The organism is Pantoea sp. M_10, assembly GCF_008631515.1.
GTDB classification, from domain to species: domain Bacteria; phylum Pseudomonadota; class Gammaproteobacteria; order Enterobacterales; family Enterobacteriaceae; genus Pantoea; species Pantoea anthophila.
In genome coordinates this window covers 125,423-138,662 of record NZ_VWUL01000001.1, presented here as the reverse complement: position 1 = coordinate 138,662, position 13,240 = coordinate 125,423, and the positions used below count along the sequence as shown (strand labels likewise).

Genomic DNA, 13,240 nt, shown 5'->3' with positions numbered 1-13,240 from the left:
CACACGTAACGGGTATTTCATCATGGCGATTACAATTACGCATTTACATGGCTGGCGCGATGTTCCCGAAACCGGGCGACACGGTCGTGCACATTTTGCGTAAACGCTGTGCAGATACCTGAGCCCGCCACCGAGCGGGCTTTTTTTTGAGCGAAATTCAGAGAAATCATCATGCCAAATGCGAAACCTACAGTGAAGTTGATTACCGGCACCGCGCCCTACCGCGAAGATCCGGCCGCAGTGTTTCACCAGCTGTGCGGCGCACGTCCGGCAACCCTGCTGCTCGAATCCGCTGATATCGACAGCAAGCGCAACCTGAAAAGCCTGCTGATCGTCGACAGTGCGCTGCGCGTCAGCGCACTGGGCAGCGAAGTCACCGTGCAGGCGTTGTCAGAAAATGGCCGCGCCCTGCTGCCGCTGCTGGATGAAGCCCTGCCCGCGTCAGTGATGAATCAGGTGCGTCCCGATGGCCGTGTCCTGACCTTCCCGCAGAGCAGCGATCAGCAGCAGGATGAAGATTCCCGCCTCAAGGCCCTGTCGGTGTTTGACGCGCTGCGTCTGATTCCGCAACTGGTTAACGCCCCTGCCGACGAACGGGAAGCGGTGCTGCTGGGCGGTCTCTTTGCTTATGATCTGGTTGCCGGTTTTGAAACCCTGCCAGCGCTGGATAATCAGCAGCGCTGCCCCGACTACTGCTTCTACCTGGCCGAGACCTTACTGGTGATCGATCACCAGAGCCGCAGCGCACGTCTGCAGGCCAGCCTGTTCTGTCCGTCCACCAGCGAATTCCAGCGCCTGCAGCGCCGCATTGAGCAGCTGCATGGCCAGATGCTTCAGCCCGCACCTGTACTGCCGGTACAAAAGGTGGAGCAGATGACGCTGACCACCAGCCAGAGTGATGAAGAGTATTGCGACGTGGTGCGCAGCATGCAGCAGGCAATTCGCATCGGCGAAATTTTCCAGGTCGTCCCTTCACGCCGTTTCTCGCTGCCATGCCCTTCACCGCTGGCGGCATATGACACGCTGAAGAACAGCAATCCCAGCCCCTACATGTTCTTTATGCAGGATCAGGATTTCTCGCTGTTTGGTGCCTCGCCGGAGAGTTCACTGAAGTATGACGCCATCTCGCGTCAGATTGAGATCTACCCGATTGCCGGTACCCGCCCGCGTGGCCGCCATGCAGATGGCTCGCTGGATCGCGATCTCGACAGCCGTATTGAGCTGGAGATGCGAACCGACCATAAAGAGCTGGCGGAACACCTGATGCTGGTGGATCTGGCGCGCAACGATCTGGCGCGTATCTGCGTGCCGGGCAGCCGTTACGTGGCAGACCTGACTAAGGTAGACCGTTACTCTTTCGTCATGCATCTGGTCTCCCGCGTTGTGGGCACGCTGCGTGACGACCTTGACGTGCTGCATGCCTATCGCGCCTGTATGAACATGGGCACCCTGAGCGGTGCGCCGAAGGTGCGCGCCATGCAGCTGATAGCCGGGGCGGAACGCACCCGCCGCGGCAGCTACGGCGGTGCGGTGGGCTACTTCACGGCTCACGGCGATCTCGATACCTGCATCGTGATCCGTTCGGCCTACGTTGAAGAAGGCGTGGCCACCGTCCAGGCGGGTGCCGGTGTGGTGCTGGACTCCAATCCGCAGGCTGAAGCGGATGAGAGCCGCAACAAAGCCCGCGCCGTTCTGCGCGCTATCGCCACTGCCCATCACTGCAAGGAGATCTTCTGATGGCCGATATTCTGCTGCTCGATAACATCGATTCATTTACCTATAACCTGGTTGATCAGCTGCGGACGTTTGGTCACAACGTGGTGATCTACCGGAACAACCTGCCTGCGGAACTCTTAATTGAGCAGCTGCAGCGGATGGAAGACCCGGTGCTGATGCTCTCGCCCGGCCCCGGCGCGCCAAAAGATGCCGGTTGTATGCCGGAGTTACTGCGGGTACTGCGAGGACGGTTGCCGATTATCGGCATCTGCCTGGGGCATCAGGCGATCGTTGAAGCCTACGGCGGCCACGTGGGTCAGGCCGGTGAGATCCTGCACGGCAAAGCCTCCTCTATTGACCACGACGGTGAGGCAATGTTTGCCGGCCTGAGCAATCCGCTGCCGGTGGCGCGCTACCACTCACTGGTGGGCAGCAACACGCCGGATGAGCTGACGGTCAACGCCAGTTTCAACGGGATGGTAATGGCGGTGCGTCATGAGACCGACCGGGTGTGCGGGTTCCAGTTCCATCCTGAATCCATTCTGACTTCTCAGGGCGCGCGTCTGCTTGAGCAGACGCTGGCCTGGGCGCTGGCGAAGTAACAGGGAGAATGACTATGCAACAGACACTGGAAAAACTTTACCAGGCGCAGACGCTGAATCAGGCTGAGAGTCATCAGCTGTTCAGCGCCATTATCACCGGCCAGCTGGAACCGACGCAGCTCGCCGCCGCCTTAATCGCCATGAAGGTGCGGGGCGAAACGCCGGAAGAGATTGCCGGGGCCGCGACCGCGCTGCTGGAAGATGCCCGCCCGTTCCCACGCCCGGATTATACCTTTGCCGACATCGTGGGCACCGGCGGCGACGGCAGCAACAGCATCAATATCTCCACTGCCAGCGCCCTGGTCGCGGCGACCTGCGGTCTGAAGGTGGCGAAGCACGGCAACCGCAGCGTCTCCAGCAAATCGGGCTCCTCCGACCTGCTGGCGGCCTTTGGCATCAATCTTGATATGCCTGCTGACCGGGCGCGCAAGGCGCTGGACGATCTTAACGTCTGCTTTCTGTTTGCGCCGCAGTATCACACCGGATTCCGCCACGCGATGCCGGTGCGTCAGCAGCTGAAGACCCGCACGCTGTTCAATGTGCTTGGCCCGCTGATCAACCCGGCGCGTCCTCCGCTGGCGGTGATTGGTGTTTACAGCCCCGAACTGGTGATGCCGATTGCTCAGACCCTGAAAGTGCTGGGCTACCAGCGTGCAGCCGTGGTCCACGGCGGCGGTATGGATGAGGTGGCCCTGCACGATGTGACGCACGTCGCCGAGCTGCGCGAGGGGGAGATCACCCGTTATCAGCTCTCACCTGAAGACTTTGGCTTTGGCTTCCACCCGAAAGAGGCGCTGGCGGGCGGCACTCCGGAAGAAAACCGTGACATTCTGACAGCTTTACTCCAGGGTAATGGCCAGCAGGCTCATGAGGAAGCCGTCGCCGTTAACGTGGCGATGTTGCTTAAAGTATTTGGTCAGGAAGACCTGCGTGAAAACGCACAGCAGGCGCTTAACGCCATCCGTAGCGGACAGGCTTATGAGCGCGTTGTCGCACTGGCAGCAAGAGGGTAATCATGAAAGGCACTGTGTTAGAAAAAATTGTTCAGGACAAAGCGATCTGGGTTGAAGCCCGTCAGCAGCAGCAGCCTCTCTCCACCTTTCAGAACAGCATTGAGCCTTCCAGCCGTCATTTTTACGACGCGCTGCAGGGGGCCAGAACCGCGTTTATCCTGGAGTGTAAAAAGGCCTCTCCGTCGAAAGGCGTGATTCGCGAAGACTTCGATCCGGCCGCGATTGCCGGGGTCTACCGCTACTATGCGTCAGCGGTCTCTGTGCTGACCGATGAAAAATATTTTCAGGGTGACTTCGCTTTCCTGCCGATTGTCAGCGCAGCCATCACGCAGCCGGTGCTGTGCAAAGATTTTATTATCGATCCTTACCAGATCTATCTGGCGCGTTACTATCAGGCGGATGCGATTCTGCTGATGCTGTCGGTTCTGGATGATGAGCAGTATCGTCAGCTGGCCGCGGTGGCACACAGCCTGAAGATGGGCATTCTGACTGAGGTCAGTAATGAAGAGGAGCTGGAGCGTGCTATCGCCCTGCAGGCGAAAGTGGTGGGCATCAACAACCGCGATCTGCGCGACCTCTCTATCGACCTTAACCGCACCCGCCAGCTGGCGCCTCGTCTGTCGCATGGCGTGACGGTGATCAGTGAATCGGGTATCAACAGCTATGCGGACATTCGCGAGCTGAGCCACTTCGCCAATGGTTTCCTGATCGGCTCCTCCCTGATGGAAGAGACAGACCTGACAGCCGCGGTGCGTCGGGTTACCCTGGGCAGCAACAAAGTGTGCGGCCTGACCCGTGCCGAAGATGCGCGTGCCGCCTATGAAGCAGGTGCACTCTTTGGTGGTCTGATCTTTGCAGAAGGATCGCCGCGTCAGATTGATACCGCCACGGCGCAGAGCGTGATCGCCGCGGCCCCGATGCGTTACGTTGGCGTGTTCCGGAACGCCAGCGTGAGTGACATTGTCACGCAGGTCAGCGCCCTTTCTCTCTCTGCGGTTCAGCTGCATGGCGATGAAACGCCGGCGTTTGTCGCTGATCTGCGCGCCGCCCTGCCTGCCACCGTGCAGATCTGGAAGGCACTGCGCATCGAAGGCCATCTCCCGGCGCGCGACTGGCCACACGTTGACCGTTATGTGTTTGACAATGGTAACGGTGGTACCGGTCAGCGTTTCGACTGGTCCCTGTTGCAGGGTCAGACGCTGAATAATGTACTGCTGGCCGGTGGTCTCGGTGCGGACAACTGTGTTGAAGCCGCGCAGCTGGGCTGTGCCGGACTTGACTTCAACTCTGGCGTGGAAAGCGCGCCCGGCATCAAAGATGCCCGTAAAATTGCCGCCGTGTTCCAGACACTGCGCGCGTACTGATTTGCCTGGCCTGTCCGACGGCGGCCTGAGAAAGGAAGAGAAAAGATGACGTTACTGAATCCCTACTTTGGCGAATTTGGCGGAATGTATGTTCCGCAGATCCTGATGCCTGCCCTGCGCCAGCTCGAAGAGGCGTTTGTCGACGCGCAGAAAGATCCTGCCTTTCAGGAAGAGTTTACCGAACTGCTGAAGAACTATGCGGGTCGTCCGACCGCGCTGACGCTGTGCAAAAACCTGACCAAAGGCACAAAAACGCGCCTCTACCTTAAGCGAGAAGATCTGCTGCACGGCGGTGCGCACAAAACTAACCAGGTGCTGGGTCAGGCACTGCTGGCTAAGCGCATGGGTAAAAACGAAATTATCGCCGAGACCGGCGCCGGTCAGCACGGTGTGGCCTCTGCACTGGCCTGTGCGCTGCTGGGCATGAAATGCCGTATCTACATGGGCGCGAAAGATGTGGAGCGTCAGTCGCCTAACGTCTTCCGTATGCGACTGATGGGCGCGGAGGTGATCCCGGTTCACAGCGGCTCTGCCACGCTGAAAGATGCCTGTAACGAGGCGCTTCGCGACTGGTCTGGCAGCTATGAAACGGCGCACTACATGCTCGGCACCGCCGCGGGTCCGCACCCCTTCCCGACTATCGTGCGTGAGTTCCAGCGCATGATCGGCGAAGAGACGAAAAAACAGATTCTGGAAAGAGAGGGTCGCCTGCCCGACGCTATTCTCGCCTGCGTGGGCGGGGGCTCCAACGCTATCGGCATGTTTGCTGACTTTATTGATGAAACCAGCGTGAAACTGATCGGCGTTGAGCCTGCGGGTCACGGCATCGAAACCGGCGAGCATGGCGCACCGCTGAAGCATGGTCGCGTCGGTATCTACTTCGGCATGAAAGCGCCGATGATGCAGACGGAAGATGGCCAGATTGAAGAATCCTACTCCATCTCTGCCGGTCTCGACTTCCCGTCGGTCGGGCCTCAGCATGCGCACCTGAACAGCACGGGTCGGGCAGATTACGTCTCGGTTACCGATAACGAAGCACTGGCTGCCTTCAAACAGCTCTGCCGGGCGGAAGGGATTATTCCGGCGCTGGAATCCTCTCACGCCCTGGCGCACGCCCTGAAGATGATTCAGGAGGAGCCGGAGAAAGAGCAGCTGCTTGTGGTTAACCTTTCCGGCCGCGGCGATAAAGATATTTTCACCGTTCACGACATTCTGACCGCGCAGGGGGAAATCTGATGGAACGTTATAATCAACTGTTTTCGCGCCTGTCAGCCAGCAACGAAGGCGCTTTCGTCCCCTTTGTCACGCTGGGCGACCCCTCACCTGAGCTCTCCCTGCGCGTGATTGACGCGCTGGTTGAAGGCGGTGCGGACGCGCTGGAGCTGGGCATTCCTTTCTCTGACCCGCTGGCGGATGGCCCGACCATTCAGAATGCGACCTTACGTGCGTTCGCCGCAGGCACCACCACCAGCCAGTGCTTTGAAATGCTGGCGACAATCCGCCGTAAATATCCTGACCTGCCGATTGGCCTGCTGATGTATGCCAACCTGGTCTTCACCAACGGCGTGGATGCGTTCTATGCACGCTGTGCCGAAGCCGGTGTCGATTCGGTTCTGGTCGCCGATGTGCCGGTTGAAGAGTCGGCGCCGTTCCGCCAGGCGGCGCTGCGTCACGGCGTGGCCCCTATCTTTATCTGTCCACCCAATGCCAGCGATACGCTGCTGCGTGAGATCGCGTCGCACGGCCGGGGCTACACCTACCTGCTGTCGCGTGCCGGGGTGACCGGGGCTGAAAACCGTGCCAGCCTGCCGCTACAGCACCTGATCGACAAGCTGCGCGAATACCATGCCGCTCCGCCACTGCAGGGCTTTGGTATCTCAGAACCTGAGCAGGTGAAGGAAGCGATTGCCGCCGGTGCCGCCGGTGCCATCTCCGGTTCCGCCATTGTCAGGATCATTGAGAAGCATCACGCCGAGCCGGACGTGATGCTGAGCGAACTGAAAAACTTTGTCAGTCGCCTGAAAGCCGCCAGTCGTTAATCCTGTCAGCATGCCTTATCACGCGATAAGGCATGATTTGTTTCCTTTTTTTTCATTCCGCCATTTGCCCTTTTTTCAGAATCTGCACCACAATGACAAAGCGCCGTTACGGTAACGTCGCATCCATTTTGTGACAGGGAGAGAAAGCAATGAAATTCGTTAAACTGCTGACAGGTGCTGTACTGGCGGGTGTGGTTGCGCTGACACTGAGCGCCTGTGCGCCAACCGCAACCAAAGAGGGAACCGGTGGCTACATCGATGACACCGTTGTAACCACGAAAGTGAAAGGTGAACTGCTGAAGGATGACTCGCTGAAATCGACTGAAATCAACGTAGAAACCTTTAAGGGTAAAGTTCAGCTGAGCGGTTTTGTGTCATCGCCACAAATGGCTAATCGTGCTGTTCAGGTAACGCGCAGCGTACCGGGCGTGAAATCTGTCGTGAACAATATGCAGATTAAATAACGTTGTTACAGACACAAAAAAGGCCGCTGAATCAGCGGCCTTTTTCTCATCAGAAGCGGTAACCTGCCCCGAAGAAGAAGACCCACGGATCGATGCGCATATTGATGTTCTGCTGCTCGCCTCCCGCTTTAAATTTCACTTCCGTGTCGATATCCATGTACCACACCGACGCATTCAGCATCCAGTCGCGGTTGATCTGATAATCCAGGCCGACCTGACCCGCCACGCCCCACGAATCCTTGACGCTGAGATCGGTCAGGCCTGCGTCGCGACCGGTCTGGTTGAAATCGGCATCATAGAAGGTGGTGTAGTTGACGCCCACGCCCACGTAGGGACGGGCTTTGCTTTTGCTGTCGAAGAAGTAGTACTGCGCCATCAGCGTCGGCGGTAACTGGCGCACGGTAGCCAGCGTGCCGGTCGGGCCAAGACCCACTTTGTGACGGAACGGCGTGGCGGCGAGAAGTTCCACCCCGATATTGTCCGTCGCCATATAGGTAAAGGTCAGGCCGAGCTGCGTGTCGTTGGAGGCGCTGAACTCCCCCATGCCTAATACATTATCGGAGCCTTCGGTGGGTCGTACGGTTGCACTGCCGGCACGCATAAAGAAGTCGCCTGCTTCGTGGGCCATCGCCAGCTGGGGTAAAGCCAGCGCCAGCAGCATCGCGCATTTTGCCAGTTTCATTATCACTCCTTTGCTTAATGTTGATGTCGCGGGGGGTATCATTTTTTTGCTGGCAGTTATTTAACGCGATTTACAGGAAATTGCACTCTGAACGCTTCAGATAAATTGCTTAAAAAACAATGAATTGATTTAGATCAATTTCGGCACACTTCGGCACCCGCAAATTCCCCTTGCTGAAAAATTCCGGCGGCCCTATTTTGCTTCTCTTCCTGGTTGATTTTGGTTCGATGCCTCGGGAGGGGCGGGTGATCAAATGAGTGACACATTAAATCCTTGTATCAGCTGTGGCGCCTGCTGCGCCCATTTTCGCGTCTCATTTTACTGGGCGGAAGCCGACGATGCGGGCGGTCTGGTGCCGACCGACCTGACCGAGCCGCTCAGCCTGCTCATGCGTAACATGCGGGGCACCAACGATCGCACCCCGCGCTGTGTCGCCCTGCAGGGAGAGATCGGCGGATGCGTTTCATGCGGAATCTATGAGCAGCGTCCCACTCCCTGTCGGGAGTTCTCGCTGTCAGGAGAAGGCGGCATTCATAACGAAGCCTGCGATCGGGCCCGCGCCCGCTATGGCCTTCCCCCGCTTTTTTCGCCATCTTTACCTGCCGTGACAGAAAGTTATGCCACAGCGGGTGCCCGTGAGCTGCCAGAACATGTACAATCGCCGGGTTAATTAACCCGGTTCCTCCAAGGAGTGTACATGTCTATCACGGCAAGCTCGTTATACCGTGACACTGGAAATTTTGCGCGACATCAGCTGGCTACCCTGCTGCTGCTGTCGCTGCTGACCGCTTTTATCACTGTCATGCTGGTGCATGTGCTGACGCCTGGTGTCGATGAGATGGCCATTCTGCAGCAGGGTGACGACAGTGCCAGATCGTTGTTTGAGATAGTGCAGAGCATGTCGCCGGAACAGCAGCAGGTTCTGCTGCGGGCTTCGGCTGCCAGCACCTTCGCTGCGCTGTTGGGTAACACGCTGCTGCTGGGCGGCATGCTCTGCCTGATTCCGATGGTCTCTTCCGGTCAGCGGGTCAGCGCTTTGCGGGCTATCGGGACTTCTGCGCCGCTGCTGCCCAGACTGCTGCTGCTGACCTTCCTGATGACGCTGGTGGCCCAGCTTGGCTTTATGGTGCTGGTAGTCCCTGGTATTCTGCTGACGATCCTGCTGTCACTGGCGCCGGTGATGCTTGCCAGTGAGAAGATGGGCGTGTTTGCCGCCATGCGCGCCAGCATGCGCATGGCTTGGAAGAACGTGAAGCTGATCGCCCCCGCCATCCTGCTCTGGCTGCTGGCGAAAGTGGTCGTGATGCTCTTCTTCGCTTCGCTGACCGTGCTGCCGCTGAATGTTTCGTCGGTCATTTTTACCGCGGCTGGCAATCTGGTTTCAGCCCTGTTGATCATCTATCTCTATCGGCTCTATATGCTGTTACGTTGACGGACGGTGCGCCTGCGGGCGCACTGGCATGCAACCCTGACGGGAATCACTATGAAGCAGTTACTCGACTTTCTCCCCCTGGTAGTCTTTTTCATCTTCTATAAGCTCTATGACATCTTTGTCGCCTCGGGCGCACTGATTGTCGCGACCGGTCTGGCGCTGGTCGTCAGCTGGGTGCTCTATCGCAGACTGGAAAAGATGACCATTTTCACCTTTGTGCTGGTCGCGGTCTTTGGCACCCTGACGCTGGTGTTCCACAACGATGAGTTTATTAAGTGGAAAGTGACGGTCATCTACAGCCTGTTCGCGCTCGCCCTGCTCTACAGCCAGTGGTTTATGAAGCAGCCGCTGATCCAGAGCATGCTGGGTAAAGAGCTGCAGCTGCCGGACGCGGTCTGGCGTCGTCTGAACGTTGCCTGGGCACTCTTCTTTCTGATTTGCGGCCTGGTGAACATCTACGTGGCCTTTTGGTTATCCCAGGCATTTTGGGTTAACTTTAAAGTGTTTGGTCTCACCGGTCTGACCTTACTGTTTACCCTGCTTAGCGGGCTCTATATCTGGCGACAGATGCCGCAGCAGGAACAAAAATAATCATCCGCCCGGTTCGCCGGGCTTTTTTTCAGCATTCATCTGCATAAGAACGGGAAGCAATGGGCGAAAAACATAAATTACCGCAAGGTGAAATGGTGCTGCGTACGCTCGCCATGCCGGCAGACACCAACGCTAACGGCGATATCTTTGGTGGCTGGCTGATGTCACAGATGGATATGGGCGGCGCGATTCTGGCTAAAGAGATCGCGGAAGGCCGCGTGGTGACGGTACGCGTCGACGGCATGTCATTTCTGAAGCCGGTGGCGGTAGGGGATGTCGTGAGCTGTCATGCGCGCTGTATCCGGACCGGCAACAGTTCGATGACCATTAACGTCGAAGTGTGGATCAAGAAAGTGTCGTCTGAGCCGATTGGACAGACTTATTGTGCCACCGAAGCGGTCTTTATCTATGTGGCCGTGGACAATGCAGGCAATTCCCGTCCGCTGCCAGCCGGCCGCGCCAATCAGCAGCCCGGCGAATAAAAAACGGGTCAGGCATCTCCGCCTGACCCGGCCTCTTATTCTATGCTGGCCCCGCCTTTAATCCTGAAGACGATATTCATTGTGAGTCCCTGACCCGGGCGACCGCTCTGGTAACGCCACTTTTTCATCGCCTGCCTGACGTCGCGCTCAAACATATTGCGCGGTTCTGCAGAGAGGATCTGAATGTTCTCTACCCGACCGTCACTGTCCACGTCAAACTTCACCCGCACGCGCCCTTCAACCCGCAGCGCAAACGCGCGCTGAGGATAGCCTGGCTTACTGACGCTCAGCGCTTTCGGGCCGGTTGATACCGATGCTGTCGGTGACGGCGTCGCTTTTGGCGCAGTGGCTGGGCGGGTCTGGGTCGCCGGCGCCTCCTGCCGGAACGGATTATCCTGCGGTTTACTCTCCTGACGCGGCTTCACGTCGCGTAGAGGTTTCTCCCGCTTGTGCTCGGTTTTAGGTTTGGGTTTTGGTTTGGGCTTCGGCTCAGGTTTTGGTATCGGCACCGGTTCCGCTTTCGGCGGTTCTGGTGCCGGCTGAGGTTCCGGTTCTGGCTGAGGTTGTGGCTGCGGCTCAGGCGCAGGCGGCTGCACAACAGCCGGAGCAGGCTCGGGCTGAACTTCCGGGGCAACCATGGTGACGCTGATGGGCTGAGAGGCCTTTGGCACTTCCGTCACCTGCTGGAATGACGCATACAGAATTCCGGCAATGACGGCCCCATGCAGAACAACAGACAGCAACATGGAGAGTGGCGTGCGTTTGGGTAAGGGCATAGTCAGCGTGGTCATAACAGTCGCAGTGATTGAATGAAGCAGCGATTTTAAATGCAAATAGCAATCAGTTTCAATAACTCCCGCCTTCAGGCCATCAGAAAAGCGCATTTAGCCCTTTATGCTGCGCCTCCCAGCCGCCGGAGTTTTCGTTTGCACTCTGAAGGGCAATCCCTTAACGTGTGCAAAATTCTGGTTAATGGGAGTTCCTGAGTGCTTTACGTCATTTATGCAGAAGATACTGCAGATTCACTGGAAAAGCGTAACGCCGTGCGCCCTGCCCATCTGGCACGGCTCAAACTGCTTCACGAAGAGGGACGCCTGATTATCGCTGGCCCGATGCCTGCCGTGGACAGTAACGATCCCGGCGTGGCGGGCTTTACCGGTTCCACCGTCATTGCGGAGTTCCCGTCGCTGGAAGCGGCGCAATCCTGGGCGCAGGATGATCCCTATATTGCGGCGGGCGTCTATAGTCAGGTCGCGGTTAAGCCGTTCAAACGCGTCTTCTGATTGCACCTGAGTATTAAAAATGGCTTCTGTGCCTGGCGCAGAAGCCATTTTTTTTCGTAGAGAGAGGGAATATGCAGATTGTTATTCTGGCGCTGCTGCTGGTCATCGCTTTACTGCTTGGCAGGGCTATTTATCTCTGGCGGACGCAGGGCTGGCGCAGTAAGAAACAGACGATCGTTATGCTGATTGTGCTGGCAGCAGCGTTGCAGCTGGTAAATGTCACGCTGATGATAACGAAGCCACTTCATCCCGGCTGACCATAAATAGCCGACAGGGTAAAAGGCATTAAAGAACAGGACAGCTGATTGACTGTCCTGTTCTTCATACTCTGTTATCTTTATATCAGCCGCGATCCAGAATCAGACCAATCAGCGCGTGATAGTGCTGTTCTTCTTCCGGGCTGGTAACATGCTGCAGGCGGCTAATCAGTTTTGAGCAGATCGCTTTGCGGTTCAGGCTGCGGCCGGAACGAATAATTTCCGTGACAACCGACCCCAGGATCGCCTGCTGTGAAGGCTGTGCAGCACTGTGCAGATAGGCGGTAATGTCTGAAACTGAAGCGGGAATATGTACGTTAGTCTGCATGATTGTCCCTTAAAGGCGTCGTTAAAGTTACTAAGCGATGCGGTAAAGTTATACAAAAACGCCCCTCCTGTACAGGTATTTAGCGCGAAAAATCACCCAAAGCGTGACATTTTTCATTAAATTCATTTAATACATAGACTTAAAACAATGTAAAGTTGTACAGATTTCTTTTCTCTTTGTACACATCCCCTGTCAGCCTCCTCAGACGCGCCCCTTTTCCGCCTGATCCTTTTTACTTACGGCTTTTTTTGACCGGCGAGAGGATTTATCTGTTACCTCTGTCTACATTTACTATTCGTGATTTACACCTCTGAATGGATGCACCGCACTGTCGCGAGCTCACTATGAATAAAACCTATCCTGTTCCGGTTCTCACTCTGGCTGACACGCTTTTATCCCGGCTTGCCGCGCTGGCCGATCCTAAAATAGAAGTATTAAGTGGTTATCCGGCGAACTGCTCTGCCTGGCTGACGATCTACTATCAGCGCAAATCAGGCCGGTGGAGTTATGAATGGTACGATCGGGAAGGCTATCGCCGGCCAGCGGCACTGGGCAACGCAATGCCCTGTCTGATGCTCGAGGTTAACGATCGGGGAGCGTCGCCTCAGGAGCAGGCTCAGGCACGCCGGTTACTGGCCGAGCAGGGCTTTTTTGAAGCGTAAGGGTGCCCCGGATAATGCGCAGCCCGCCTGCTGCCTCAAAGGGTATCGGCTTACAGGGCGGGCTGAAGAGGTGCGGAATTAAACCATCTGCGTGATGAACAGAATCGATCGGCGCTGCTGCTGCGCCAGCTGGTGGCGGATACAATGGATGCGTTTATAACGGCGTGACTGCCCTTCCAGCCAGCGTGAACGGCGACGGTGAACCTGTCGTAACATTCTCCAGCGTGCCACTTCATTTCTGCTTCGTTTCATCACTTCCTCTCTGCCATCGTCTACGCCGCCGCATTATAGAGATCTCTGCGACAATACCCAATCTGTTCTCTCA

The 13,240-nt window shown here is 57.0% G+C and carries 16 protein-coding genes, 1 pseudogene and 1 other annotated feature; of the genes and pseudogenes, 13 read left to right on the top strand and 4 right to left on the bottom strand.

Annotated features, from left to right (window positions below):
- The first annotated feature begins 46 nt into the window (after positions 1-46).
- Positions 47-148: a sequence feature (Trp leader region), on the top strand.
- A 23-nt stretch (positions 149-171) separates the two neighbouring features.
- The 6 genes and pseudogenes from F3I47_RS00725 (at position 172) to F3I47_RS00695 (ending at position 7,198) form a co-directional block, all read left to right on the top strand.
- Entirely contained in the window at positions 172-1,737 is a 1,566-nt protein-coding gene (locus F3I47_RS00725) for an anthranilate synthase component 1 (protein WP_009089949.1), read from the top strand.
- A pseudogene (trpD, locus tag F3I47_RS22415) lies at positions 1,737-3,331 on the top strand (bifunctional anthranilate synthase glutamate amidotransferase component TrpG/anthranilate phosphoribosyltransferase TrpD). Before F3I47_RS00725 ends, trpD begins: the two are co-directional and overlap by 1 nt.
- Before the next feature lie 2 nt (positions 3,332-3,333).
- On the top strand, positions 3,334-4,695 hold the full coding sequence (gene trpCF, locus F3I47_RS00710; protein ID WP_150029527.1) for a bifunctional indole-3-glycerol-phosphate synthase TrpC/phosphoribosylanthranilate isomerase TrpF: 1,362 nt from the start codon (positions 3,334-3,336) through the stop codon (positions 4,693-4,695).
- 45 nt (positions 4,696-4,740) lie between these two features.
- On the top strand, positions 4,741-5,931 hold the full coding sequence (trpB, locus tag F3I47_RS00705) for a tryptophan synthase subunit beta (RefSeq protein ID WP_009089941.1): 1,191 nt from the start codon (positions 4,741-4,743) through the stop codon (positions 5,929-5,931).
- Complete coding sequence (gene trpA, locus F3I47_RS00700) at positions 5,931-6,734, top strand: tryptophan synthase subunit alpha (protein ID WP_111207582.1); 804 nt, start codon at positions 5,931-5,933, stop codon at positions 6,732-6,734. The genes trpB and trpA overlap by 1 nt, the downstream gene beginning before the upstream one ends.
- 149 nt (positions 6,735-6,883) lie before the next feature.
- Positions 6,884-7,198 (top strand): BON domain-containing protein, encoded by a 315-nt coding sequence (locus F3I47_RS00695; RefSeq protein ID WP_009089937.1) that lies wholly within the window; start codon positions 6,884-6,886, stop codon positions 7,196-7,198.
- A gap of 49 nt (positions 7,199-7,247) precedes the next feature.
- Here the strand turns inward: F3I47_RS00695 and ompW are convergent, their stop codons facing one another.
- Positions 7,248-7,880: an outer membrane protein OmpW gene (gene ompW / locus F3I47_RS00690; RefSeq protein ID WP_009089935.1), complete on the bottom strand. Its 633-nt coding sequence runs from the start codon at positions 7,878-7,880 to the stop codon at positions 7,248-7,250.
- 253 nt (positions 7,881-8,133) lie between these two features.
- Here ompW and F3I47_RS00685 point away from each other — a divergent pair, with 253 nt between their 5' ends.
- The 4 genes from F3I47_RS00685 to yciA are packed head-to-tail and all read left to right on the top strand — an operon-like array spanning position 8,134 to position 10,385.
- Positions 8,134-8,550 (top strand): YkgJ family cysteine cluster protein, encoded by a 417-nt coding sequence (locus tag F3I47_RS00685; protein ID WP_150029526.1) that lies wholly within the window; start codon positions 8,134-8,136, stop codon positions 8,548-8,550.
- A gap of 27 nt (positions 8,551-8,577) precedes the next feature.
- Positions 8,578-9,312, top strand: coding sequence for a YciC family protein (locus F3I47_RS00680; RefSeq protein WP_009089932.1), 735 nt, complete (start codon positions 8,578-8,580; stop codon positions 9,310-9,312).
- Between the two features lie 51 nt (positions 9,313-9,363).
- Positions 9,364-9,903, top strand: coding sequence for a septation protein A (locus F3I47_RS00675; RefSeq protein ID WP_046101919.1), 540 nt, complete (start codon positions 9,364-9,366; stop codon positions 9,901-9,903).
- Positions 9,904-9,962: 59 nt separating this feature from the next.
- Entirely contained in the window at positions 9,963-10,385 is a 423-nt protein-coding gene (gene yciA, locus F3I47_RS00670) for an acyl-CoA thioester hydrolase YciA (protein WP_111207581.1), read from the top strand.
- 35 nt (positions 10,386-10,420) lie between these two features.
- Here yciA and tonB read toward each other — a convergent pair whose 3' ends face one another.
- On the bottom strand, positions 10,421-11,176 hold the full coding sequence (tonB, locus tag F3I47_RS00665) for a TonB system transport protein TonB (RefSeq protein ID WP_150029525.1): 756 nt from the start codon (positions 11,174-11,176) through the stop codon (positions 10,421-10,423).
- 195 nt (positions 11,177-11,371) lie between these two features.
- On the opposite strand from tonB, the gene F3I47_RS00660 reads away from it, so the two are divergent.
- Both F3I47_RS00660 and F3I47_RS00655 read left to right on the top strand, forming a co-directional pair.
- Complete coding sequence (locus F3I47_RS00660) at positions 11,372-11,668, top strand: YciI family protein (protein ID WP_009089924.1); 297 nt, start codon at positions 11,372-11,374, stop codon at positions 11,666-11,668.
- Between the two features lie 71 nt (positions 11,669-11,739).
- On the top strand, positions 11,740-11,925 hold the full coding sequence (locus tag F3I47_RS00655; protein WP_150029524.1) for a hypothetical protein: 186 nt from the start codon (positions 11,740-11,742) through the stop codon (positions 11,923-11,925).
- 85 nt (positions 11,926-12,010) lie between these two features.
- Here the strand turns inward: F3I47_RS00655 and ycgZ are convergent, their stop codons facing one another.
- Positions 12,011-12,253, bottom strand: a complete 243-nt coding sequence (ycgZ, locus tag F3I47_RS00650; protein WP_009089921.1) for a regulatory protein YcgZ — start codon at positions 12,251-12,253, stop codon at positions 12,011-12,013.
- 344 nt (positions 12,254-12,597) lie between these two features.
- On the opposite strand from ycgZ, the gene F3I47_RS00645 reads away from it, so the two are divergent.
- Positions 12,598-12,915 carry a hypothetical protein gene (locus F3I47_RS00645; RefSeq protein ID WP_150029523.1) on the top strand — a complete coding sequence of 106 codons (318 nt, stop codon included), beginning with the start codon at positions 12,598-12,600 and terminating at the stop codon, positions 12,913-12,915.
- Between the two features lie 78 nt (positions 12,916-12,993).
- On the opposite strand, the gene F3I47_RS00640 is transcribed toward F3I47_RS00645, so the two are convergent.
- The gene (locus F3I47_RS00640; RefSeq protein ID WP_128084052.1) at positions 12,994-13,167 is read right to left on the bottom strand and encodes a YciY family protein; all 174 of its coding nucleotides are present in this window, start codon (positions 13,165-13,167) and stop codon (positions 12,994-12,996) included.
- Positions 13,168-13,240 lie beyond the last annotated feature (73 nt).

What these genes read in the sequence shown, in the direction of transcription:
- F3I47_RS00725 (WP_009089949.1), top strand. Translation starts at nt 172, where the DNA reads ATGCCAAATGCGAAACCTACAGTGAAGTTGATTACCGGCACCGCGCCC.
- trpCF (WP_150029527.1), top strand. Translation starts at nt 3,334, where the DNA reads ATGAAAGGCACTGTGTTAGAAAAAATTGTTCAGGACAAAGCGATCTGG.
- trpB (WP_009089941.1), top strand. Translation starts at nt 4,741, where the DNA reads ATGACGTTACTGAATCCCTACTTTGGCGAATTTGGCGGAATGTATGTT.
- trpA (WP_111207582.1), top strand. Translation starts at nt 5,931, where the DNA reads ATGGAACGTTATAATCAACTGTTTTCGCGCCTGTCAGCCAGCAACGAA.
- F3I47_RS00695 (WP_009089937.1), top strand. Translation starts at nt 6,884, where the DNA reads ATGAAATTCGTTAAACTGCTGACAGGTGCTGTACTGGCGGGTGTGGTT.
- ompW (WP_009089935.1), bottom strand. Translation starts at nt 7,880, where the DNA reads ATGAAACTGGCAAAATGCGCGATGCTGCTGGCGCTGGCTTTACCCCAG.
- F3I47_RS00685 (WP_150029526.1), top strand. Translation starts at nt 8,134, where the DNA reads ATGAGTGACACATTAAATCCTTGTATCAGCTGTGGCGCCTGCTGCGCC.
- F3I47_RS00680 (WP_009089932.1), top strand. Translation starts at nt 8,578, where the DNA reads ATGTCTATCACGGCAAGCTCGTTATACCGTGACACTGGAAATTTTGCG.
- F3I47_RS00675 (WP_046101919.1), top strand. Translation starts at nt 9,364, where the DNA reads ATGAAGCAGTTACTCGACTTTCTCCCCCTGGTAGTCTTTTTCATCTTC.
- yciA (WP_111207581.1), top strand. Translation starts at nt 9,963, where the DNA reads ATGGGCGAAAAACATAAATTACCGCAAGGTGAAATGGTGCTGCGTACG.
- tonB (WP_150029525.1), bottom strand. Translation starts at nt 11,176, where the DNA reads ATGACCACGCTGACTATGCCCTTACCCAAACGCACGCCACTCTCCATG.
- F3I47_RS00655 (WP_150029524.1), top strand. Translation starts at nt 11,740, where the DNA reads ATGCAGATTGTTATTCTGGCGCTGCTGCTGGTCATCGCTTTACTGCTT.
- ycgZ (WP_009089921.1), bottom strand. Translation starts at nt 12,253, where the DNA reads ATGCAGACTAACGTACATATTCCCGCTTCAGTTTCAGACATTACCGCC.
- F3I47_RS00645 (WP_150029523.1), top strand. Translation starts at nt 12,598, where the DNA reads ATGAATAAAACCTATCCTGTTCCGGTTCTCACTCTGGCTGACACGCTT.
- F3I47_RS00640 (WP_128084052.1), bottom strand. Translation starts at nt 13,167, where the DNA reads ATGAAACGAAGCAGAAATGAAGTGGCACGCTGGAGAATGTTACGACAG.